Origin of the sequence: Pseudomonas mucoides, assembly GCF_015461845.1 — a bacterium.
Taxonomy (GTDB): Bacteria; Pseudomonadota; Gammaproteobacteria; order Pseudomonadales; family Pseudomonadaceae; genus Aquipseudomonas; species Aquipseudomonas mucoides.
This window is the reverse complement of sequence record NZ_JACOPW010000003.1, coordinates 18,536-40,814: the sequence shown is the minus strand read 5'-3', so window position 1 is coordinate 40,814 and position 22,279 is coordinate 18,536. Positions and strand designations below refer to the sequence as shown.

General features: G+C 60.4%; 18 protein-coding genes. 13 read left to right on the top strand and 5 right to left on the bottom strand.

Translation table 11 applies throughout. From position 1 onward, the window contains the following. Window positions 1-77: 77 nt before the first annotated feature. From rsmA to H8F22_RS15090, 4 genes are read right to left on the bottom strand one after another with little or no spacing between them, the layout of a single operon-like run. The gene (rsmA, locus tag H8F22_RS15105) at window positions 78-896 is read right to left on the bottom strand and encodes a 16S rRNA (adenine(1518)-N(6)/adenine(1519)-N(6))-dimethyltransferase RsmA (protein WP_027926728.1); all 819 of its coding nucleotides are present in this window, start codon (window positions 894-896) and stop codon (window positions 78-80) included. Next, the gene (gene pdxA, locus H8F22_RS15100) at window positions 893-1,882 is read right to left on the bottom strand and encodes a 4-hydroxythreonine-4-phosphate dehydrogenase PdxA (RefSeq protein WP_027926729.1); all 990 of its coding nucleotides are present in this window, start codon (window positions 1,880-1,882) and stop codon (window positions 893-895) included. Before pdxA ends, rsmA begins: the two co-directional genes overlap by 4 nt. Then, window positions 1,879-3,201: a peptidylprolyl isomerase SurA gene (surA, locus tag H8F22_RS15095; protein ID WP_027926730.1), complete on the bottom strand. Its 1,323-nt coding sequence runs from the start codon at window positions 3,199-3,201 to the stop codon at window positions 1,879-1,881. Before surA ends, pdxA begins: the two co-directional genes overlap by 4 nt. Beyond that, on the bottom strand, window positions 3,176-5,986 hold the full coding sequence (locus H8F22_RS15090) for an LPS-assembly protein LptD (RefSeq protein WP_027926731.1): 2,811 nt from the start codon (window positions 5,984-5,986) through the stop codon (window positions 3,176-3,178). The genes surA and H8F22_RS15090 overlap by 26 nt, the downstream gene beginning before the upstream one ends. A 130-nt stretch (window positions 5,987-6,116) precedes the next feature. On the opposite strand from H8F22_RS15090, the gene H8F22_RS15085 reads away from it, so the two are divergent. Genes H8F22_RS15085 through H8F22_RS15075 form a run of 3 tightly spaced genes read left to right on the top strand, consistent with a single transcriptional unit; the run spans window position 6,117 to window position 8,573 of the window. Beyond that, on the top strand, window positions 6,117-7,136 hold the full coding sequence (locus tag H8F22_RS15085; protein WP_194940402.1) for an aminoglycoside phosphotransferase family protein: 1,020 nt from the start codon (window positions 6,117-6,119) through the stop codon (window positions 7,134-7,136). Beyond that, window positions 7,133-7,804 (top strand): N-acetylmuramate alpha-1-phosphate uridylyltransferase MurU, encoded by a 672-nt coding sequence (gene murU / locus H8F22_RS15080; RefSeq protein WP_027926733.1) that lies wholly within the window; start codon window positions 7,133-7,135, stop codon window positions 7,802-7,804. Before H8F22_RS15085 ends, murU begins: the two co-directional genes overlap by 4 nt. Before the next feature lies 1 nt (window position 7,805). Beyond that, entirely contained in the window at window positions 7,806-8,573 is a 768-nt protein-coding gene (locus tag H8F22_RS15075) for a TerB family tellurite resistance protein (RefSeq protein WP_027926734.1), read from the top strand. Window positions 8,574-8,713: 140 nt separating this feature from the next. Here H8F22_RS15075 and H8F22_RS15070 read toward each other — a convergent pair whose 3' ends face one another. Further along, window positions 8,714-9,706, bottom strand: a complete 993-nt coding sequence (locus H8F22_RS15070; protein ID WP_194940401.1) for an alpha/beta hydrolase family protein — start codon at window positions 9,704-9,706, stop codon at window positions 8,714-8,716. A gap of 73 nt (window positions 9,707-9,779) precedes the next feature. Between H8F22_RS15070 and H8F22_RS15065 the strand changes: the two genes are divergently transcribed. The 10 genes from H8F22_RS15065 (at window position 9,780) to trpE (ending at window position 22,229) form a co-directional block, all read left to right on the top strand. Beyond that, window positions 9,780-12,176: a PAS domain-containing sensor histidine kinase gene (locus H8F22_RS15065; protein WP_194940400.1), complete on the top strand. Its 2,397-nt coding sequence runs from the start codon at window positions 9,780-9,782 to the stop codon at window positions 12,174-12,176. Between the two features lie 69 nt (window positions 12,177-12,245). Next, a complete protein-coding gene (locus H8F22_RS15060; protein WP_027926737.1) occupies window positions 12,246-12,875 on the top strand; it encodes a response regulator in 630 nt (209 codons plus the stop codon). A 325-nt stretch (window positions 12,876-13,200) separates the two neighbouring features. Further along, window positions 13,201-14,325 carry an ABC transporter ATP-binding protein gene (locus H8F22_RS15055; RefSeq protein ID WP_027926738.1) on the top strand — a complete coding sequence of 375 codons (1,125 nt, stop codon included), beginning with the start codon at window positions 13,201-13,203 and terminating at the stop codon, window positions 14,323-14,325. Window positions 14,326-14,372: 47 nt separating this feature from the next. Then, window positions 14,373-15,416, top strand: coding sequence for an ABC transporter substrate-binding protein (locus H8F22_RS15050; protein ID WP_059182078.1), 1,044 nt, complete (start codon window positions 14,373-14,375; stop codon window positions 15,414-15,416). Window positions 15,417-15,614: 198 nt separating this feature from the next. Then, window positions 15,615-16,862, top strand: coding sequence for an ABC transporter permease (locus H8F22_RS15045; RefSeq protein WP_027926740.1), 1,248 nt, complete (start codon window positions 15,615-15,617; stop codon window positions 16,860-16,862). A gap of 12 nt (window positions 16,863-16,874) precedes the next feature. Next, complete coding sequence (locus tag H8F22_RS15040) at window positions 16,875-17,699, top strand: ABC transporter permease (RefSeq protein WP_027926741.1); 825 nt, start codon at window positions 16,875-16,877, stop codon at window positions 17,697-17,699. A 221-nt stretch (window positions 17,700-17,920) separates the two neighbouring features. Next, window positions 17,921-19,069 carry an iron-containing alcohol dehydrogenase gene (locus H8F22_RS15035; RefSeq protein ID WP_059182079.1) on the top strand — a complete coding sequence of 383 codons (1,149 nt, stop codon included), beginning with the start codon at window positions 17,921-17,923 and terminating at the stop codon, window positions 19,067-19,069. A 117-nt stretch (window positions 19,070-19,186) separates the two neighbouring features. After that, window positions 19,187-19,861: a ribulose-phosphate 3-epimerase gene (gene rpe, locus H8F22_RS15030; protein ID WP_027926743.1), complete on the top strand. Its 675-nt coding sequence runs from the start codon at window positions 19,187-19,189 to the stop codon at window positions 19,859-19,861. Then, complete coding sequence (locus H8F22_RS15025; RefSeq protein ID WP_027926744.1) at window positions 19,858-20,676, top strand: phosphoglycolate phosphatase; 819 nt, start codon at window positions 19,858-19,860, stop codon at window positions 20,674-20,676. Before rpe ends, H8F22_RS15025 begins: the two co-directional genes overlap by 4 nt. A 71-nt stretch (window positions 20,677-20,747) precedes the next feature. Beyond that, window positions 20,748-22,229 (top strand): anthranilate synthase component I, encoded by a 1,482-nt coding sequence (gene trpE / locus H8F22_RS15020; protein WP_027926745.1) that lies wholly within the window; start codon window positions 20,748-20,750, stop codon window positions 22,227-22,229. The last annotated feature ends 50 nt before the right edge of the window (window positions 22,230-22,279 follow it).

Sequence of the window (22,279 nt, the reverse complement as noted above, 5' to 3'; positions counted from 1 at the left end):
AGTTCAGTCTAGGCCAAGTACCGGGTAGTAAACCAGACATCGCGTCTGGCGTCCTACCCGATAACGCTCGTCACCTGTCAGTCGGCGGCGGGCGGGTTCAGGGCTTGCTCGCTGAGCTTGTCGGCCAGGCGCACGAAGGCGGCCAGGTCGAGTTGCTCGGGACGCAGGCTGCCATCGACGCCGGCGGCTTCGATCTCGGCATTGCTCAGCAGTAACTTGAGGGTGTTGCGCAGGGTCTTGCGGCGCTGGTTGAAGGCTTCGCGAACGACGCGCTCCAGCAATTTGTGGTCTTTGGCCGGATGCGGCAGTACCGCGTGAGGCACCAGGCGCACGATGGCCGAATCAACCTTGGGCGGCGGGTTGAACGCGCCCGGGCCGACGTTGAACAGATGTTCGACCCGGCAGTGGTACTGAACCATGATCGACAGGCGGCCCCAGTCACCGCCGCCAGGACCCGCCGCCATGCGCTCGACCACTTCTTTTTGCAGCATGAAGTGCATGTCGCGGATCAGGCTGGCGTTATGCAGCAGGTGAAAAATCAGCGGTGTAGAGATGTTGTACGGCAGGTTACCGACCACGCGCAGGCTGCCCGGCGCAGCATTCAGGCTGGTGAAGTCGAACTTCAGCGCATCACCCTGATGCAGGCTGAAGTTGCTTCGACTGGCGAACTGCTGATTGAGGATCGGGACCAGGTCCTTGTCCAGCTCCACCACGTCCAGTTGTGCGCCGCTGTTGAGCAGGCCTTGAGTCAGGGCACCCTGGCCCGGGCCGATTTCCAGTACGCGGTCTTCGGCCTTGGCATGGATGGAGCGCAGGATTCGGTCGATAACACCTGCATCGTGCAGGAAGTTCTGGCCAAAGCGTTTGCGCGCCTTGTGTTGGTAATGCTCGGTCATAAACGGGTCTCGGCCATCTGGTAGGCGGTTTCCAGGGCGACTTGCAGGCTGCCGGTGTCGATTTTTCCGCTGCCGGCCAGGTCCAGGGCGGTGCCGTGGTCGACCGAGGTGCGGATGATCGGCAAGCCGAGGGTCACATTGACTGCCGCGCCGAAGCCTTTGTATTTCAGCACGGGCAGGCCCTGGTCGTGGTACATCGCCAGCACTGCGTCGCAGTGCTCCAGATATTTGGGGGTAAACAGAGTGTCGGCGGGCAGGGGGCCACGAAGGTCCATGCCTTCACCGCGCAGGCGCTCTAATGTAGGTTCGATGATGTCGATTTCTTCATGGCCCAGGTGTCCGCCTTCACCGGCGTGCGGGTTAAGCCCGCAGACCAGGATGCGTGGCTGGGCGATGCCGAATTTTTCTTGCAGGTCGGCGTACAGAATTCGTGTGACCCGCTCCAGGCGCTCCGGTGTGATCGCATCGGCAATCTCGCGAAGGGGCAGGTGCGTGGTGACCAGTGCTACCCGCAGTCCACGCGTGGCCAGCATCATCACCACTTGGGCTGTATGGGTCAGGTCAGCGAGGAATTCCGTGTGGCCGGAAAAGGCGATCCCGGATTCGTTGATCACACCCTTGTGCACGGGGGCGGTGATCATTCCGGCGAAGTGCCCGTCCAGGCAGCCCTGGCCGGCACGGGTCAGGGTTTCCAGGACGAAAGCGGCATTGGCCTTGTCCAGCTGGCCGGCGATGACCGGCGCATTGAGCGGTGTGTCCCAGACGTACAAACTGTTCGCAGGCGCAGGCACATCCGGCCAGCTGTCCGGCGTTACCGGCAGCAGATCGACAACCACACCCAGCTGCGCGGCCCGCTCAAGGAGCAGGTCGCGGCTGGTAATGGCAATCAGGGGATGTGGCTGGGCGTGCGAGGCGAGCAGCAGGCACAGGTCGGGACCTATGCCGGCCGGTTCGCCGGGTGTCAGCGCGAAACGCTTGGGTTTCACTGCGCTGCCTGGCTTGCACCAGGGAGTTTGATTTCTACGTACGCTTCGTCACGGATCTGACGCAGCCAGGTTTGCAGCTCTTCGTCGTATTTGCGGTTACGCAGTACGGTCATCGCCTGTTGCTCGCGAGCCTGGGCGGTGCTGTCGGTGGCGCGGCGGCCCAGCACTTCCAGAACATGCCAGCCGTATTGGGTTCTGAATGGCTTGGACAGCTGACCTTGCGGGGTCTTGGCCATCACTTCGCGGAACTCGGGCACCAGTGCGTTCGGGTCGATCCAGTTCAGGTCGCCGCCGTTGAGGGCAGAACCCGGATCTTCGGAGTAGCTTTTCGCCAGTTCGCTGAAGTCTTCACCGGCTTCGATACGGGAGTAGAGCGACTCGGCCAGGGCCTTGGTTTTCGCTTCGTCGCGAATCGGGCTTGGTTTGACCAGGATGTGGCGCACGTGCACCTCATCTCGCGTCTGGGTTGCACCGCCACGCTTGTCGAGAATCTTCAGGATGATGAAGCCACCCGGTGTGCGCATTGGCTGGGTAACTTCGCCCACCGACATGGTGCTCAACATGCGATCAAATGGAGGTGGCAATTGAGCGGCTTTACGCCAGCCCATGTCGCCGCCTTCCAGTGCAGTTTCGCTGGCAGACTTGGCGATGGCCAACTGACCGAAGTCAGCGCCTTGCTTGAGTTGCTGGTAAATCGCGTCAGCCTGTTTGGCAGCATTCTGAATCGCGTCGGAGTTGGCACTTTCCGGCGTAGGAATCAGGATGTTGGCCAGACGGAACTCCTCAGACAATTGCATCTTGCCAAGGTCGGAGGCGAGGAAGTTCTTCACTTCCTGTTCAGACACCTGGATGCGCTCGGCCACACGGCGTTGACGCACACGGCTGATGACCATTTCACGGCGAATCTGTTCACGGGCGTCGTCGTAAGACAGACCGTCGTGAGCCAGCGCGGCACGGAATTGATCGACCGACATGTTGTTACGCTGGGCAATGGTGCCCACCGCCTGGTTCAGTTCTTCATCGGTAATGCGGATGCCCGAACGTTCGCCGATCTGCAATTGCAGGTTTTCGACGATCAGACGCTCAAGCACCTGCTGCTCCAGCACGCTGGCTGGCGGCACGGCGGAGCCACGCTTGGCAATGGTTGCCTGAACTTCATGAACGCGTTGGTCCAGTTGGCTCTGCATGACCACGTCGTTGTCGACGATAGCCACCACTTTATCGATGGACTGTACGGCGGCATTAGCCGCGGTACCCAGGAACAGCGCGCCCAGCAGCAGCGGGCGCAGACAATCAGAAAGCTTGGTCTTCACGTTCACGATAACCTTGGATGCCTTTGTCGAGGAAGCTCTCTACTTTGGCGCCGGTGAGGCCGCCGAGACCTTTCAGAACGATTTGTAGGAAGACGCCATGGTCGCCTTTTTCGTTTTCCGGAGCTTGTTGGCTGAACTCGTCGTAATCAACGAAGTAACGGTTGATCACGCGCAGCTTCCAGCAGCAGTTGTCGTACTCGAAACCACCGAAGGCTTCCAGGGTCCGGTCGCGGTTGTAGTCATACTGCCAGCGGCTGATGAGGTTCCATTGCGGTACGATCGGCCAGATCACGGAGAAGTCGTGCTGCTGGATTTTGTAGTAATCCTTCACGTAGTTAGGCGTGCCAGGGGTGCCGTAGTCGCCGCCAAACTGCCATTGACCGGTGTTCTGGTTGTAGATCACCTGATCGTTACGATAGCGATAGCCGGCGTTGATGACCTTGTTCGGGTTGTCTTCAGGCTGGTAGTGGAACATCGCGCTACCCGAGCGAGGGCTGCGGCTGTCCGGGTCCCAGTTGTAGTCGGCTGTGGTGCGCCAGTCGCGGTTCCAGCGGTATTCGTATTCCAGTGCATATGGTGAAACATTGGCTTGTGCATCGGCGCGGGTTTTTGGATTGATACCCGGCAACTGGACTTCGCGGTCCTTGAAGTACATGGCCTGACCAATGCTGATGCGTTGGCGTTCGAAGCCGTCGTCTTCGATCCAGCGGTTAGTGATGCCCAGCGACAGTTTGTTCTCATCGCCGACACGGTCGGTGCCAGAGAAGCGGTTGTCACGGAACAGCGACGCATAGTTGAAGGTGTATTCGCTGGTATCGAATACCGGAATATCTTCCTGGTTCTCCTCGGGGACGTAGAGATAGAACAGGCGCGGTTCAAGGGTCTGGCGATAATTTTTGCCGAACCATTGGGTATTACGATCGAAGTACAGGCCGCTATCGATGCTGGCAATCGGCACGCCCATATTTTGGTTGCTGCCGAAGTTGCCATTGAAATTTTTGGTCCCGGCGGCAGCTGCGGCTTGATCCTGAGCGACGATTTGACCTTTGCCAATACTGTCCAGATCCAGTTGGTACTGGGTGTATTGATACTTGAGCGACGGTTTCAGGAAGCCATAAGTCCAGTTCAGCGGCAGGCTGACAACCGGCGCCAGGTTGAGGCGATCACCGGTGGCACGGGCCAGGCCTTGAATATTAGTGTCCAGGCGCGGGGACACATTGCCGTCCTGGTCAGTGTACGTGCCGTTTTTCAAGTCCCGATCAAACCGCACGACTTCGGTCTTATACGAAAAATCCAGCCCGCCCGGGTGATACGGCAGAGAGCCATTGAAGTTGATCTGCGGCAAGCGGTCGTATGGCGTAATGTTCGACACGGACGCCAGCTGATAAGCGTAAGCGCTCAACGATGCCGTGTAGTTATCGCCGCGATACACCGCTGCGCCCGACTGGTTAACGTAATCAGTGTGTTTCACACCAATCTGGTCTGTCTGCAGATCCTGGAAGTAGTAAGGGTCACTGATCTTGGTGTAATCGACCTGCGTGTAAACGCGAGAATCCAGACCGCCCTTGTGCTGCCAGTTATACATGTAGCGTTCTTTCTGGAAGTCGGTCTGCTTGTCGCGCTCATCGCTTTCGTCGTTGAGGTACGCCCCACCGAACTGACCTTCGCTGGACTTGGTCAGGTAGCGGAATTCGCCTTCCATCAACAAGCCATGCTTTTCCATGTAACGCGGGTACAACGTGGCATCGTAGTTCGGTGCCAGGTTGAAGTAATACGGGGTGACCAGCATGAAGCCGGTATCGCTGCCGGTGCCGATGGTCGGCGGCAGGAAGCCCGACTGGCGACGGTCGTCGATCGGGAAGTAGATGTACGGCGTGTACAGGACAGGAATGTCCTTGACCCGCAGTGTCACGTTGGTCGCGGTGCCGAAGCCGGTCGCCGGGTTCAGGGTGATGTTGTTACCCTTGAGCTGCCAGGCGTTGCTGTTCGGTTCGCACGTGGTGTACGTACCATCCTTGAGGCGGATGATCGCGTTTTCGGCACGCTTGGCGTACAGCGCGTTACCGCGGATACGGGATTTGTGCATCACGTATTCGGCGTTGTCGACCTTGGCTTCACCGGTGTCGAGCTGCACGTCGGCGTGGTCGCCGACGATCAGTGCGCCGTTGTCGCGGATGCGTACGTCGCCAGTGAGTTCGGCGCGGCTTTCGGCCTGATACAGGCTGGCCTCGTCGGACTCGACCTGCATGCTGCCCTGACGCAATACGACGTCACCGGCCAGTGTGCCGATCTGATCTTCGGTGTTGTAGCGCGAGGCCTTGGCGCCGATAAAGGTCGGTGCGTCACTTTTATTCGTCTTGTCATTCATGCCAGGACGAATCGGTTCGATATAGGAACCAGAGCAATAAGGACCGGTTTCGGCCAGTTGCGCGGCAGTGAGGTTCTCGCGTGGAACCCAGTCGAGGTGACTGTAGTCTGCACTACGCGACTTCATGCCGCGGCCCTTGGACTCGGTAACGAGTACAGGCTTGGCTTCGGTGCTTTCGCTGGAACCGCTCTCGGCTGCCGCTTCGCCAGTGGCGGAGACGGCGCTGCCCTCATGGACAGGGCGCGGTGGCAATGCCGCCGCGGGCGATTTTGGCGCACAGTTCCAGGCACCCGAAGCAGAGACTGAGCAGTCATACTGTTCCGCGGCGACCACGAATGAAGTGGCTAGGGGTTGCAGGGCCAGCAGACTGCCGGTAACCAACAACGGAAATTTTTTACGAAACGCGGGGGATTTCAATGCCATCTTATTAGTCCGGGCTTCCTGCGTGCCATCTGCCCGCGGTGTGGGCCGCACGCCTCTCGATGGTCTGAAAAAGATGCTGGATAATAAAGCATGACCCGCTTGACGGCTAGCGCCGTCGGAGACCCTTGCAATGCCTGACCAAGATGTACGTTTGCAACACCTGAAAGTTTGGCTCGATGAGCAGTTGGCGATTCTCTTTGCAGAACAGGGCTGGGGCGCCGTACCCCCGGCCACGTTGACCGCGGCCAGTAGCGACGCGAGTTTTCGGCGCTATTTCCGCTGGGAAGGCGAGGGCAAAAGTTTCATTGTGATGGACGCGCCACCGCCCCAGGAAAACTGCAAACCCTTCGTGGATATCGCTTTTTTGCTGGCGAAATCCGGAATAAATGTGCCGAAAATTTATGCCGAAGACCTCGATCGCGGTTTTCTTTTGCTCAATGACCTGGGCAACAAGACTTATCTCGACGTGATCGACAGCGAAAATGCCGACGATTTGTTCAACGATGCCCTGCAAGCACTGCTGGCTTTTCAGCAGTTGCCGATGGTTGCGCCATTGCCGAGTTATGACGTCGCACTGTTGCGTCGCGAGCTGGAACTGTTCCCGGACTGGTACGTGAAACACGCGTTGGGCATCGAGTTCGACGCGGCGCAGAAAATGCTTTGGCAAAACGTCACCGATCTGTTGATCGACAGCGCCCTGGCCCAGCCCAAAGTCTTGGTGCATCGCGACTACATGCCACGCAACCTGATGCTCAGCGAACCGAATCCGGGCGTACTGGATTTCCAGGACGCGGTGTACGGTCCTGTGACCTACGACGTGACCTGCCTGTTCAAGGACGCCTTCCTCAGCTGGCCTGAAGAGCGTGTGCGTGGCTGGCTCGAAACTTACTGGCAGCAAGCCGGCGCCCTCGATATTCCGGTTCAGCCGGACTTCGAAGAGTTCCTGCGAGCCAGCGACCTGATGGGCGTGCAGCGTCATCTGAAAGTCATCGGCATCTTCGCCCGCATCTGCCATCGCGACGGCAAGCCGCGCTACCTCGCCGACGTGCCGCGCTTCTTTGCCTATATAGATGCCGTGATCGCCCGCCGTCCTGAACTGGCCGAGCTGGATGTGTTGCTGCTGAGTCTGCGTGCCGGAGCGAATGCATGAAGGCAATGATTCTGGCGGCCGGCAAGGGCGAGCGCATGCGCCCGTTGACCCTGACCACCCCCAAACCGCTGGTTCGCGCCGGCGGCGTGCCATTAATCGAGTACCACCTGCGCGCCCTCGCGGCGGCCGGGTTCACCGAGATCGTGATCAACCACGCCTGGCTCGGTCAGCAGATCGAAGATTATCTGGGCGACGGTTCGCGCTATGGCGTCAGCATTCAGTACTCGCCGGAAGGCGAGCCCCTGGAAACCGGCGGCGGGATTTTCCGCGCATTGCCGTTGCTGGGGGACGAGGCCTTTGTGGTGGTCAATGGTGACATCTGGACCGACTACGACTTCAGCGTGCTGCATCAGCCCATCAACGGGCTGGCTCACCTGGTGCTGGCGGATAACCCGGCCCATCACCCGACGGGCGATTTCACGTTGCTCGACGGGCATGTGCACGACGGTCGCCCGGAGACAACGACCCTGACGTACAGCGGCATCGCAGTGCTGCATCCGCACCTGTTCGACGGCTGTTCGGACGGAGCCTTCAAGCTTGCACCGCTGTTGCGCAAGGCCATGGCCGATGGGCAAGTGACGGGTGAACGCCTGAAAGGTCAATGGGTGGATGTCGGTACGCACCAACGCCTGGCCGACGTTGAAACCCTGATAGAAGCGAGCCGCTGAGATGCTGTGGCCAGGGACTCTGATCGGAGCCGGAGCAGGCTTTGCCATCGCCAGCATTCCGGGGGCCATGCTCGGCGCCTTGTTGGGGCAGGCGCTGGATCGGCGCTTGCACCTGCAAAGCGTTGGGCACTTGCTTGAAAAGCTCGGCGGTCGTCCGATGCTGCGCAATGACGAGCTGCTATTCGTGTTGTTGGGGCGCTTGGCCAAGAGTGACGGGCGAGTAGTGGATGGCCATATTCAGCAGGCCCGCCAGGAAATGCGTGCTCTGGAGATGACAGATTCGGCGCAGCGTCGTGCCATTGCCGCGTTCAATCGCGGCAAGTCCGGCAATGACCGGTTACGCGGCTATCTGCGACGCTTGAGTGCTCAGCCGCATGCGGCGGAAGGTGTATTGCGCGCCTGTTGGCGGATGGTCTGGGCCGATGGTCGTGCCGGCAGTCATGAGCGCGAGCTGATCGCCCAGTGGGGTAAGTGGCTGGGCTGGACGCCGCATCAGGTTCAGGCGCTGGCCGCCGATTATGAGCAGCACAAGCGGCCGCAAGTCAGCAGCGCGATCACCTATCAGGATGCGTTGCGGCTGTTGGGGGTGTCTGCAACCAGCGAGCCGGCGCAGATCAAACGCGCTTATCGACGCCTTCTGAGTCGACATCACCCGGACAAGATCGCCGGCAGCGGGGCGACGGCGTTGCAGGTACGTGAGGCAACGGACAAGACGCGTGAATTGCATGCGGCTTATACGTTGATTCGTGAGCGGCGGGATTTTCGGTAGCAGGAAAGAGATCTGTCGCCCGTTATGCCCTCATCGCGGGCAAGCCACACTCCCACAGGTTTTATGTCGATAGCAAAAGTTGCGTGCGACTCAAATCCTGTGGGAGTGTGGCTTGCCCGCGATGAGGGCGCTGCGGTCTATCAGTCCGCCACGTTCTGCGGATTCAACCAACCGCGCACCCGGCGCACCAATTGCTCCTGCTCAGCCTTGGCATTCCCCGGTAACGCCTTGAGTGCCACCTGACTGAACGCCGACGACTTCAACCGTTTGCTGGCCTGCAGGCGTTCCAGCGCCGCTTTGCGATCCAGCGGCTTATCCACATAGAAAAGGTCCGCAGTCGGCAGCTTTAAAGTCGGCGTCAGTTCGGCCAGTTCAGGCTTTGCTGTCACCGGTGTCTGGGCCGCGACCATCACAAACTTTTCCACTTGCGAGGGCTGTCTCTCGCTCAGATAACGCGCTGCCCAGTAAGCGCCCGTGCCATGGCCCAGCACGACAATGCTGCGAGCACTTTGCTGTTCGGCATAAGCGATGGCGGCGTCGATGCGCGCGAAGATGCGCTCGGCGTCGGCCTTGGCCTGATCTTCGGTTGTTTCGGCGACGGCCTTGTCAGCCACTTCCGCTTCACCACCGGCTGCCTGCTCGATAGGCGCCGCGGTGGTGGAGTCCTTGCTGGCGGTCTCCGGCGCTTTGGGCGCCGGCGCGACTTCGACGATGCGTGGCGCAATGGCGTCGCTTTGCAGGTCCGGCAAGGTGATACTCAGGCTGCTCCATTTGGCGTCCGGCAATTGACGGCGCAAAGGACCGATTGCTTGAGGCCAGTCAACAGTTTCACCAGCGCCCGGGATGATAATCACCGTGCCCTTTGGCTCGGGGGTGTTGGCCGGCTTCCACAGGGCGAGAAAAGTATCGGTGCCGGCTTGCAGCTGTTGCTGTTCCTGAGCGGGGACTTTTCGCTCAAGTGCTGTCGCTTCTTCCTGACTACGCTCAGGCAGTGGCTGGCGTTCGACCGGTTTTTCTTCTGCGGGTTTTTCTGCCGTGGCAGGGGCCGGGTCGGCGGCCTCGACAGAAAAGGCACAAGGCAAGATCAGCGACAGGCACAATGCTGGCAGTGCCAGGCGGTAGACAGGGGGCATCGGATATTCCAGGCCAGAAGTGATTCCGGCAGCCTAATGGGTTAGTCAGTGTTTGTCAGTGTGTGAGATTTCGATGATGCGTTTACGCTGCCTGTGGGTTATCGGCTGCTTGTGGTTTCCCTTGATGGGGTGGGCGGCTTCCGCGCCGCCGGGGCATGCCGCGGCCTTGTCACCCGAGCAACAACAATGGCTCGCAGCCCATGACGAATTGCGCGTCGGCGTGGTGTTGCAGGCGCCTTATGCTCAATACGATCGCCGCTTGCAGCGTTTGTCCGGGGTCAACGTCGAGCTGATGAAATGGTTGGCCAGTGCGCTCAAGGTCGAGCTCAGCTGGAGAAATTTCCCGGACGTCGCGCAACTGGAAGACGCCGCGCGCGAGGGGGAAATCGACATCGCCGTGGGCCTGACGCAAACCCCGGCCGGTTTGCGCCTGTGGCAATTTACCGACCCGTACATGCGGGTTCCGCAACTGGTGGTCAGTGATGAAAAAGGCACCGGCGTCGTGGAACTGGAGAAGCTCGACAGCCAGACCCGCGTCGCGGTGCGCATGCCCAGCGCGACCGCCGATTATCTGCGCAGCAACTATCCCCATCTGAACCTGCAAGGCGTGCCCATCGAGCGTCAGGCGCTGCAACTGTTGCTCAGTCAACAGGCGGGTTACGCCGTGGTCGACGAGGCGCAACTGGGGCGTTTGTCCGCCGAACCGGAGTTCGCCGGCCTGGTCGTGGTGGGCGACATCGGCCTGCCACAATTGCTGCGCGTGGCTACTCGCCGGGATTGGCCGGAACTGGCGAGTATCGTCGGAAGCGCGCTACGGGCAATTCCGGCCAAGGACCTGGAACAACTGCACAACCAATGGCTACAACCCAAGTACCCGCGACTCACCGAGTCCCCCGGTTTCTGGCAAAACCTATGCCTGCTGTTTGCCGTCATGCTGTTGAGCAGCATGGCCATCGTGTTTTGGCAGCGGCGGCAACAGCACAGTCTGGAGGCGCGTCTGTTGGCTGCGCGTGAAGACATTGCGTTGCGCGAGGCCAGCGAAGAGGCGTTGCGCCTGACGCAGTTTTCCATCGATCAGAGCACCGTCGGTATTCTCTGGGTCAACTGGGACAGCCATGTGCGCTACGCCAACCGTGCCGCCGAAAACATGCTCGGCTACGCTCCGGGCGGGATCATCGACCGGCCGCTGATTGACTTCGAACCCGGCCTGCACATGGACCGCTGGTTGAATCTGTGGAAGCGCGCACGGGCCAGTGACGAAGGGCCGCAAAGCTTCGAAACCCACTGCGTGCGGGCCGATGGCAGTATTTTGCCGACGGATGTCTCGTTGAGCTTCATGCGCTTTCGTGATGGCGAATACCTGGTGGTCTACCTCAACGACGTTACCGAACGCCGCCGCGCGCTGGCCGCTTTGCAGGAAAGCGAGGCGCGTTTGCAGGGGATCGCGGCCAACGTTCCGGGACTGGTCTTTCGCCTGGAGCGCGCACCGGTGACGGGGCAGATCGACTTTGCCTACATCAGTGAAGGCAGTGAAACCCTGGTGGGGTACTCACCGGCCACCCTGGCCCATCGCGACAAAGGCCTGCGCAGTCTGGTGCACCCGGACGACAAGGCCAGCTATCACCAGACGCAGGACCATGCGCTGGACACTGACAGTGACTGGTCGTGGCAAGGACGGATCCTGACCCGTTCGGGCGAACAACGCTGGGCCGAGATCAAGGCCATCACCCGTAAGCTCGAAGATGGCGCCTACGTCTGGGACGGGATCGTCTGGGACATCAGCGAGAGCAAGCGTATTGAGCTGGAACTGGCCAGCTCCCGCGAACAGTTGCGTGAATTGTCGGCTCACCTGGAAAGTGTGCGCGAAGAAGAAAAGGCGCGCATCGCCAGGGAGGTTCATGACGAGCTGGGCCAGATGCTGACCGTGCTCAAACTGGAAACGTCGATGTGCGAACTGGCCTACGCGCAACTCGACCCGGGCCTGCACGAACGCTTGAACAGCATGAAGCGCTTGATCGCTCAGTTGTTCCAGTTGGTGCGCGACGTGGCCACGGCGCTGCGACCACCGATTCTCGATGCCGGCATCGCTTCCGCCATCGAGTGGCAGGCCCGGCGTTTCGAGGCGCGCACGCAGATTCCGTGTCTGGTGCAGGTGCCGGAGAATCTGCCGGTGCTCAGCGACGCCAAGGCGATTGGCTTGTTCCGGATCCTTCAGGAAGCCCTGACCAATGTCATGCGCCATGCCCAGGCGCATACTGTTGAACTGTCGCTGGCGCTGGAAGGCGACGAGTTGTGCCTGACCGTCAGTGATGATGGCGTAGGATTTGTTGCCGCGACGGGCAGGCCGACCTCCTTCGGGGTGGTGGGCATGCGTGAGCGGGTGTTGATCATGGGTGGGCGGTTGTCGCTTGAGAGTGAACCGGGGGAGGGTACGACCCTGAGTGTGCGGGTGCCGCTGGATGCAGTCTGATGGTTTTTGTGGTGTTTTAGCTTGCTCGCGATACATCTTGGCTCTGAAATAAAAAGAATGGAGAAGAACGTGATCCGTGTACTGGTAGCCGAAGACCACACCATCGTCCGTGAAGGCATCAAGCAGTTGATCGGCCTGGCCAAGGATTTGCTGGTGGTGGGGGAGGCGAGCAATGGTGAACAGTTGCTCGAAACCTTGCGGCATGTGCCGTGCGAGGTGGTATTGCTCGACATCTCCATGCCAGGCGTGAATGGCCTGGAGGCGATTCCGCGGATTCGTGCGCTGAACAATCCGCCCGCCATCCTCGTGTTGTCGATGCACGACGAAGCGCAAATGGCCGCGCGGGCGTTGAAGGTCGGTGCTGCGGGTTACGCGACCAAAGACAGTGATCCGGCGCTGCTGTTGACCGCGATCCGTAAAGTGGCGGCGGGCGGGCGCTACATCGACCCGGACCTCGCCGACCGCATGGTGTTCGAAGTCGGCCTGACCGATTCGCGGCCGTTGCATTCATTGCTGTCGGAACGCGAGTTTTCGGTGTTCGAACGCCTGGCCCAGGGCGTCAATGTCAATGACATCGCCCAGCAACTGGCCCTGAGCAGCAAAACCATCAGCACCCACAAGGCGCGGTTGATGCAGAAGCTCAACATTACGTCCCTGGCGGAACTGGTGAAGTACGCGATGGAGCACAAACTCCTCTAAAAGCCCTGTTACCCGTTGTAGGAGCACAGCTTGCTGGCGATGGCGTCCTTGAGATCGCCATCGCCAGCAAGCTGTGCTCCTACAACGGGTGAAGCGTCGTCATATCCATTTGCGACATGCCTGGAGCCCCGCCTCTTCCTGTTCTTGCGGCTTGTAGCTGAAAGCTTGCAGCTGCGTTTGTCAAAACGCGCCATCCTTGTAGGGCGATCCCTACCCCAAACCTTCCATACGGCTGAGGCGATTCTCTCCTGCGCCCCGATTTGCGTGGTCGGCAGGGTCCACTAGGCTTAGTCCCACAGCAGTCATCAATAACAAAGGTGTGGGTATGAGCCAGGTCGATTCAAGCGCAGGGGCCAGTGACATTCTGGTCAGCTTTCGTGGAGTGCAGAAAAGCTACGACGGCGAGAACCTGATCGTCAAAGACCTCAACCTGGACATTCGCAAAGGCGAATTCCTCACCTTGCTCGGGCCGTCCGGTTCCGGCAAGACCACCAGCCTGATGATGCTCGCCGGTTTCGAAACACCGACCGCAGGCGAAATCCTGCTGGCCGGGCGTTCCATCAACAACGTGCCGCCACACAAGCGTGACATCGGCATGGTGTTCCAGAACTACGCGTTGTTCCCGCACATGACCGTCGCCGAGAACCTCGCGTTCCCGCTGACCGTGCGTGGCCTGAACAAAAGCGACGTCAGCGACAAGGTCAAAAAAGTCCTGAGCATGGTCCAGCTCGACGCCTTTGCTCAGCGTTATCCGGCACAACTGTCCGGCGGTCAGCAACAGCGTGTAGCGCTGGCCCGTGCCTTGGTGTTCGAACCGCAGCTGGTGTTGATGGACGAACCCCTTGGTGCACTCGACAAACAACTGCGCGAACACATGCAGATGGAGATCAAACACCTGCATCAGCGCCTCGGCGTGACCGTGGTTTACGTGACCCACGACCAGGGCGAAGCCCTGACCATGTCCGACCGGGTAGCGGTGTTCCACCAGGGCGAGATCCAGCAGATCGCACCGCCGCGCACCCTTTACGAAGAACCGAAAAACACCTTCGTCGCCAACTTCATCGGCGAGAACAACCGCCTTAACGGCCGCCTGCACAGTCAGACCGGTGATCGCTGCATCGTTGAACTGAGTCGCGGCGAAAAAGTTGAAGCGCTGGCGGTCAACGTCGGCAAGACCGGTGAGCCGGTCACGCTGTCGATTCGTCCCGAGCGCATCAGCCTCAACGGTTCAAGCGAGTCATGCGTCAACCGCTTCTCAGGGAGGGTGGCGGAATTCATCTATCTGGGCGATCACGTCCGGGTTCGCCTGGAAGTCTGCGGCAAGACCGACTTCTTCGTGAAACAACCGATTGCCGAGCTCGATCCCGCGCTGGCTGTCGGCGACGTGGTACCGCTTGGCTGGCAGGTCGAACACGTTCGCGCGCTCGACCCACTTCTAGAGGCGCACTAACGCCCCCGCAATACCAACACCAACCCTGCACGTGGAGAGAACAATAAATGTTGAGATCCCTGAAATTCACCGCCCTGGTCATGGGCATGATCGGTGCGGCACACGCGATGGCGGCGGGTCCGGACCTGACTGTGGTGTCCTTTGGCGGGGCGAACAAGGCGGCGCAGGTCAAAGCCTTCTACGCACCGTGGGAAGCGGCAGGCAACGGCAAGATCGTGGCGGGCGAGTACAACGGCGAAATGGCCAAGGTCAAAGCCATGGTCGACACCAAGAGCGTGTCCTGGGACCTGGTAGAAGTTGAATCGCCAGAACTGTCCCGTGGTTGCGACGAAGACATGTTCGAGCAGCTGGATCCGAAGCTGTTCGGCAAAACCGAAGACTACGTCAAAGGTGCTATCCAGCCGTGCGGCGTGGGTTTCTTCGTGTGGTCGACCGTGCTGGCCTACAACGCCGACAAACTGGCTTCTGCGCCAACCAGCTGGGTGGATTTCTGGGACACCAAGAAATTCCCGGGCAAGCGTGGCCTGCGTAAAGGCGCCAAGTACACCCTGGAATTCGCTCTGATGGCCGACGGCGTTGCGCCCAAAGACGTCTACAAAGTACTGGCCGGCAAGGATGGTCAGGACCGCGCATTCAAGAAGCTCGATGAGCTGAAGCCAAACATCCAGTGGTGGGAAGCCGGTGCACAACCGCCGCAGTACCTCGCTTCCGGTGACGTGGTCATGAGCTCGGCCTACAACGGCCGGATCGCTGCCGTGCAGAAAGAAAGCAACCTGAAAGTCGTGTGGAACGGCGGCATCTATGACTTCGACGCATGGGCGATTCCAAAAGGCCTGGACAAGACACGCGCTGAAGTGGCGAAGAAATTCATCGCTTTCTCGGTGATGCCGCAGCAGCAGAAGACCTACTCGGAAAACATCGCTTACGGCCCGGCCAACACCCAAGCCGTACCGTTGCTGTCCAAGGATGTCCTGAAAGACATGCCGACCACCCCGGAAAACATCGCCAACCAGGTGCAGATCGACGTCAGCTTCTGGGCTGACAACGGCGAGCAACTGGAACAGCGCTTCAATTCCTGGGCTGCGAAGTAAGCGAGTCGCACAGGACGACGGTTCGCCGGATGATCGTTCCCACGCTCTGCGTGGGAATGCCGCCCGGGACGCTCCGCGTCCCTGTGACGCAGAGCGTCACTGGATGCGTTCCCATGCAGAGCGTGGGAACGATCAGTACTAAAAGTTCGAGGCGGTGTTTACCGCCTCTGTAACGATCAAAGATTTCCGGAGTACGCCATGGCCACCGCCATTCCCCTGAACGCGGGCACTGACCCCACCTTGAAGCAGCGACTCCGGCACGCCGAGCGGGTCAACCGCTGGAAAGCCCAGGCCTTGATCGCGCCGCTGGTGCTGTTTCTGTTGCTGGTGTTCCTGGTGCCGATCGTGGCGCTGCTCTACAAAAGCGTGGGCAACCCGGAAGTGGTCGGCGGTATGCCACGCACCGTGTCCGCCATCGCCAGTTGGGACGGCCGAGGCCTGCCCGCTGAACCGGTTTACAAAGCGGCCAGCGAAGACCTCGCCGAAGCCCGCAAGAATCAAACCCTGGGCGATTTGTCCAAGCGCCTGAACATGGAACTGGCCGGCTACCGCAGCCTGCTGACCAAAACCGCCCGCGCCTTGCCGTTTGCCACCGAGCCGGCCTCTTATAAAGAAGCACTGGAAGGTCTCGACGAACGCTGGGGCGACCCGGCCTACTGGCAAGCGGTGCGCCGCAACGCCAGCAGCATCACGCCTTTCTACCTGTTGGCGGCGGTCGATCATCGTATCGATGACCTCGGTGAAATCGCCCCGGCCACACCTGACCAGGCGATCTATCTCGACATCTTCGCCCGGACCTTCTGGATGGGCCTGATCATTACGGTGATCTGCCTGCTGCTCGCGTATCCATTGGCTTACCTGCTGGCGAACCTGCCATCGCGTCAAAGCAACCTGTTGATGATTCTGGTCCTGTTGCCGTTCTGGACCTCGATCCTGGTGCGCGTCGCCGCGTGGATCGTGTTGCTGCAATCGGGCGGGCTGATCAACAGCGGCCTGATGGCCATGGGCATCATCGATAAACCGCTGGAACTGGTGTTCAACCGCACCGGGGTCTACATCTCCATGGTGCACATTCTGCTGCCGTTCATGATCCTGCCGATCTACAGCGTCATGAAAGGCATCTCGCCGACGTACATGCGCGCAGCGATTTCCCTCGGCTGCCACCCGTTCGCCAGCTTTTGGCGGGTGTACTTCCCGCAGACCTATGCCGGTGTCGGCGCCGGTTGCCTGTTGGTGTTCATCCTCGCCATCGGCTACTACATCACCCCGGCGTTGCTGGGCAGCCCGAACGATCAGATGGTCAGCTACTTCGTCGCCTTCTACACCAACACCAGCATCAACTGGGGCATGGCGACCGCACTCGGTGGGCTGCTGTTGCTGGCGACCGTGGTGCTTTATCTGATTTACAGCTGGCTGGTGGGCGCCAGTCGCCTGCGCCTGAGCTAAGGGGAGAACGAAATGCTGAGTCCTTATATGTCGCCCGTTGAGCGGGTGTGGTTCTACAGCTTGCGGATTCTCTGCGGCTTGATCCTGTTGTTTCTGATTCTGCCGGTGCTGGTGATCATTCCGCTGTCGTTCAACTCCGGCAGTTTCCTCGTGTACCCGCTGCAAGGTTTCTCGCTGCACTGGTACCAGGACTTCTTTGCCTCGGCCGAATGGATGCGTGCATTGAAGAACAGCATCATTGTTGCCCCGGCGGCGACGGTGCTGGCGATGGTCTTCGGGACGCTGGCGGCGATTGGCCTGACCCGCGGTGATTTTCCCGGCAAGGCGCTGGTCATGGCGCTGGTGATTTCGCCGATGGTGGTGCCGGTGGTGATTATCGGTGTGGCGAGTTACCTGTTCTTTGCCCCGCTGGGGTTGGGCAACAGCTTCTTCTCGCTGATCGTGGTGCACGCGGTGCTGGGTGTGCCGTTTGTGATCATCACGGTGTCGGCGACCTTGCAGGGGTTCAACCATAATCTGGTGCGCGCCGCGGCAAGCCTGGGTGCTTCGCCACTGACCGCGTTTCGCCGGGTGACGTTGCCGCTGATTGCGCCGGGCGTGATTTCGGGGGCGCTGTTTGCCTTCGCGACGTCGTTCGATGAAGTGGTGGTGACGTTGTTCCTCGCCGGCCCCGAGCAAGCGACCTTGCCACGGCAGATGTTCAGCGGGATCCGCGAAAACCTCAGCCCGACCATCGCCGCCGCAGCGACATTGCTGATCGCCTTCTCGGTGATCCTGTTGCTGACCCTGGAATGGCTGCGCGGTCGCAGCGAAAAACTGCGCACCGCCCAGGTCTAACGCCACACACCATCCCCTGTGGGAGCGAGCTTGCTCGCGATAGCGGACTATCAGTCGACATCAATGTTGAATGTTAGTCAGTCATCGCGAGCAAGCTCGCTCCCACATTGGTTTTGTGCGGTGTTCGAGATCGTTGGTCATTCACGACCCGAATAGCAGACAAACCCCAATCCCCAGCTACTATTGTGCCCAGCTCCCCTATCTATAAGAGGCTGCGCACGATGAGTCTTTCCTCTTTCAAAATCGCTCACAAACTGATCACCGGCGCAGGTGCCATCGAGCAGCTCGCCGCTGAACTGACCCGTCTGGATGTCGACAATCCGCTGATCGTCACCGATGCCGCGCTGGTCAAGTCCGGCACGGTCGAATTGGCGCTGGCGCAGCTGGGGGGCCGGTCCTACGAGATATTCGACCGGGTGCTGCCAGACCCGGAAATTGCCATCGTCGAAGACTGCATGCGGGTGTACCGCGACGGCGGGCATGACGGCTTGATCGGTCTGGGCGGCGGCAGTGCCATCGACATCGCCAAGAGCGTGGCGGCGTATGCCGGTTACCACGGCGCGCTGGAAGATCTGTTCGGCATCGATCAGGTGCCGCGCAAGGGGCCGCCGCTGATCGCGATCCCGACTACTGCCGGCACCGGTTCGGAAGTCACCAACGTGGCGATTCTTTCCGACAAGGTCGCGCAGCTGAAAAAAGGCATCGTCAGCGACTATCTATTGCCAGACGTGGCGCTGGTCAGTCCGCAAATGACCCTGACCTGTCCGCGCAGTGTCACCGCCGCCAGTGGCGTCGACGCGCTGGTGCACGCCATCGAATCCTACCTGTCCGTCAACGCCTCGCCGATTACCGACGCCCTGGCCATCGGCGCCATCAAGCTGATCGCCAAGGCGTTGCCCAAGGCCTATGCCAATCCGTCCAACCTGCAAGCGCGCGAAGACATGGCCACCGCCAGCCTGATGGCGGGCATGGCGTTCGGCAATGCCGGGGTCGGCGCGGTGCATGCGTTGGCGTATCCACTGGGCGGACGTTTCAACATTGCACATGGTGTCAGCAACGCCTTGTTGCTGCCCTATGTCATGACCTGGAACAAGATGGCCTGCGTCGAGCGCATGCAGGATATTGCCGAGGCCATGGGGGTGAAGACCGCTCATTTGAGCGCCAACGAAGCGGCGGACAAAGCCGTGGAGGCGATGACGGCTCTGTGCACTGCGGTAGAAATCCCGTTGGGCCTGCGCAGTTTCGGTGTTCCCGAAGATGCGATCCCGGCCATGGCCGCAGAAGCGGCGGGGATCGAGCGCCTGATGCGCAATAATCCTCGCAAATTGAGCGCCGTCGATATCGAGAAGATCTACCGGGCGGCGTACTAGAGCGCTGCCAGCGCAAATTGATCGAAGGCAGCCCCAATCATCGCGGTCACAGTGCGCGCGCCAAACTATGAGGTATACAATGCGCGCCATCGTGATTCTGCTCAAAAAAGGTGCGTCATGCAGCCCTTCGTCATTGCTCCGTCGATTCTCTCCGCCGACTTCGCCCGCCTGGGTGAAGAAGTGGACAACGTCCTGGCCGCCGGTGCCGACTTCGTGCACTTCGATGTCATGGACAACCACTATGTGCCGAACCTGACCATCGGCCCGATGGTGTGCGCGGCGCTGCGCAAGTACGGCGTGACCGCGCCGATCGACGCGCACCTGATGGTCAGCCCGGTGGACCGCATCGTCGGTGACTTCATCGAAGCCGGCGCGACCTACATCACCTTCCACCCGGAGGCCTCACAGCACGTCGACCGTTCCCTGCAACTGATCCGCGAGGGCGGTTGCAAATCGGGCCTGGTGTTCAACCCGGCAACCCCGCTGAGTGTGCTCGAATACGTGATGGACAAGGTCGACATGATCTTGCTGATGAGCGTCAACCCAGGCTTCGGCGGGCAGAAATTTATCCCCGGCACCCTCGACAAGCTGCGCCAGGCGCGCGCCTTGATCGACGCCTCGGGGCGTGACATCCGCCTGGAAATCGACGGTGGCGTCAATGTGAACAACATTCGTGAAATCGCTGCGGCGGGCGCGGACACCTTTGTCGCAGGGTCGGCGATTTTCAACGCGCCGAACTATCAGGAAGTGATCGAGAAGATGCGTGCCGAACTGGCGCTGGCTCGCCCATGAGTGGTTTTGAGCAGTTGTTCCCGGGGCGTCTGCCGCGGCTGGTGATGTTCGATCTGGATGGCACGTTGATCGATTCGGTCCCGGACCTCGCAGCGGCTGTGGATCACATGCTGCTCAAGCTGGGCCGCAAACCCGCCGGCCTCGAGTCGGTACGGGAATGGGTCGGTAACGGCGCGCCGGTATTGGTGCGTCGTGCGCTGGCGGGTGACATCGAGCACTCGACGGTTGATGACGTCGAGGCTGAACACGCGCTGGAGATTTTCATGCAGGCCTATGGCGCGAGCCATGAGCTGACCGTGGTTTACCCCGGTGTGCGTGACACCCTCAAGTGGCTGAATAAACAAGGCGTGGAAATGGCGCTGATCACCAACAAGCCGGAACGCTTCGTCGCGCCGCTGCTGGATCAGATGAAAATCGGCCGCTACTTCAAATGGATCATCGGCGGCGATACCTTGCCGCAGAAGAAACCTGACCCGGCCGCGCTGTTTTTCGTGATGAAAATGGCCAACATTCCGGCCTCGCAGTCCTTGTTCGTCGGCGATTCGCGCAGCGATGTGCTGGCGGCGAAAGCGGCAGGGGTCAAGTGTGTGGCGCTCAGTTATGGCTACAACCATGGCCGGCCGATTGCCGAAGAATCGCCGGCGCTGGTGATCGACGATCTGCGCAAGCTAATTCCCGGTTGCCTGGATCCGGCCGCTGAGATAACGTTGCCCGACGCTGTTCAACCCCCTGCTGGAAACGCCATCGTGGTGGTCACTCGCAAACTCTGGATGAAAGTCATCAAGGCCCTGGCCCGCTGGCGTTGGCGCGCCTGACTTGTTCCTGGCCGGCCTACCGGCGCGTTTGCATACCTGACTGTTAGACCCTCAAGCCACGAGGCTACCCCATGATCCGCGAAGAATTCCTGCGTTTGGCCGCTGCCGGCTACAACCGCATCCCGCTTGCCTGCGAAACCCTGGCTGACTTCGACACGCCGCTGTCGATCTACCTGAAACTGGCCGACGAGCCGAACTCCTACCTGCTGGAATCGGTTCAGGGCGGGGAGAAGTGGGGCCGTTACTCGATCATCGGCCTGCCATGCCGCACCGTGCTGCGCGTGCATGACCATCACGTCAGCGTGACCGTCGACGGCATCGAGACCGAAAGCCACGACGTGGAAGACCCGCTGGCGTTCGTCGAAACCTTCAAGGCCCGCTACAACGTGCCGACCATCGCCGGTCTGCCGCGCTTCAACGGCGGCCTGGTGGGGTACTTCGGTTATGACTGCGTGCGGTATGTGGAGAAGCGTCTGGGCAAATGCCCGAACCCGGATCCACTGGGCGTGCCGGACATTCTGCTGATGGTCTCCGACGCGGTGGTGGTGTTCGACAACCTCGCCGGCAAGATGCACGCGATTGTGCTGGCCGACCCGGCGCAAGACGGTGCATTCGAGCATGGCCTGGAACGTCTGGAAGAACTGCTGGAAAAACTTCGCCAGCCGATCACGCCGCGCCGTGGCCTGGATTTCAGCAAACAGCAGTCGGCTGATCCGGTGTTCCGTTCGAGTTTCACCCAGGACGATTACGAAAAAGCCGTCGACACCATCAAGGAATACATCCTGGCCGGCGACTGCATGCAGGTCGTGCCGTCCCAGCGCATGTCGATCGACTTCAAGGCTGCACCGATCGATCTGTACCGGGCGCTGCGTTGCTTCAACCCGACGCCTTATATGTACTTCTTCAACTTCGGCGACTTCCATGTCGTCGGCAGTTCGCCGGAAGTGCTGGTGCGGGTCGAAGACAACCTGATCACCGTGCGCCCGATTGCCGGCACCCGTCCACGCGGGGCCAACGAAGAAGCCGACCTGGCGCTGGAAAAAGACCTGCTGTCCGACGACAAGGAGATCGCCGAGCACTTGATGCTGATCGACCTGGGCCGTAACGACACCGGTCGGGTCTCGGAAATCGGTTCGGTGAAACTCACCGAGAAAATGGTCATCGAGCGTTATTCCAACGTGATGCACATCGTGTCCAACGTCACCGGGCAGTTGAAGGCCGGGCTGACGGCGATGGACGCGCTGCGGGCGATCCTGCCGGCGGGCACGTTGTCCGGTGCGCCGAAGATTCGTGCGATGGAAATCATCGACGAACTGGAACCGGTAAAACGTGGCGTCTACGGCGGCGCGGTCGGTTACTTTGCCTGGAACGGCAACATGGACACCGCGATTGCGATTCGCACGGCGGTAATCAAGAACGGCGAACTGCACGTGCAGGCCGGTGGCGGCATCGTGGCCGACTCGGTACCGGCGCTGGAGTGGGAAGAAACCCTGAACAAACGCCGCGCGATGTTCCGCGCCGTGGCCCTGGCCGAACAAACCCCGGACACCTGAGTCCACGCAATACCTCCCTGTAGGAGTGAGCCTGCTCGCGATGAGGCCAG

What these genes read in the sequence shown, in the direction of transcription:
- trpE (WP_027926745.1), top strand. Translation starts at nt 20,748, where the DNA reads ATGATCCGCGAAGAATTCCTGCGTTTGGCCGCTGCCGGCTACAACCGC.
- H8F22_RS15090 (WP_027926731.1), bottom strand. Translation starts at nt 5,986, where the DNA reads ATGGCATTGAAATCCCCCGCGTTTCGTAAAAAATTTCCGTTGTTGGTT.
- H8F22_RS15040 (WP_027926741.1), top strand. Translation starts at nt 16,875, where the DNA reads ATGCTGAGTCCTTATATGTCGCCCGTTGAGCGGGTGTGGTTCTACAGC.
- H8F22_RS15085 (WP_194940402.1), top strand. Translation starts at nt 6,117, where the DNA reads ATGCCTGACCAAGATGTACGTTTGCAACACCTGAAAGTTTGGCTCGAT.
- H8F22_RS15075 (WP_027926734.1), top strand. Translation starts at nt 7,806, where the DNA reads ATGCTGTGGCCAGGGACTCTGATCGGAGCCGGAGCAGGCTTTGCCATC.
- H8F22_RS15055 (WP_027926738.1), top strand. Translation starts at nt 13,201, where the DNA reads ATGAGCCAGGTCGATTCAAGCGCAGGGGCCAGTGACATTCTGGTCAGC.
- H8F22_RS15045 (WP_027926740.1), top strand. Translation starts at nt 15,615, where the DNA reads ATGGCCACCGCCATTCCCCTGAACGCGGGCACTGACCCCACCTTGAAG.
- rpe (WP_027926743.1), top strand. Translation starts at nt 19,187, where the DNA reads ATGCAGCCCTTCGTCATTGCTCCGTCGATTCTCTCCGCCGACTTCGCC.
- murU (WP_027926733.1), top strand. Translation starts at nt 7,133, where the DNA reads ATGAAGGCAATGATTCTGGCGGCCGGCAAGGGCGAGCGCATGCGCCCG.
- H8F22_RS15070 (WP_194940401.1), bottom strand. Translation starts at nt 9,706, where the DNA reads ATGCCCCCTGTCTACCGCCTGGCACTGCCAGCATTGTGCCTGTCGCTG.
- H8F22_RS15035 (WP_059182079.1), top strand. Translation starts at nt 17,921, where the DNA reads ATGAGTCTTTCCTCTTTCAAAATCGCTCACAAACTGATCACCGGCGCA.
- H8F22_RS15065 (WP_194940400.1), top strand. Translation starts at nt 9,780, where the DNA reads ATGATGCGTTTACGCTGCCTGTGGGTTATCGGCTGCTTGTGGTTTCCC.
- rsmA (WP_027926728.1), bottom strand. Translation starts at nt 896, where the DNA reads ATGACCGAGCATTACCAACACAAGGCGCGCAAACGCTTTGGCCAGAAC.
- H8F22_RS15050 (WP_059182078.1), top strand. Translation starts at nt 14,373, where the DNA reads ATGTTGAGATCCCTGAAATTCACCGCCCTGGTCATGGGCATGATCGGT.
- H8F22_RS15025 (WP_027926744.1), top strand. Translation starts at nt 19,858, where the DNA reads ATGAGTGGTTTTGAGCAGTTGTTCCCGGGGCGTCTGCCGCGGCTGGTG.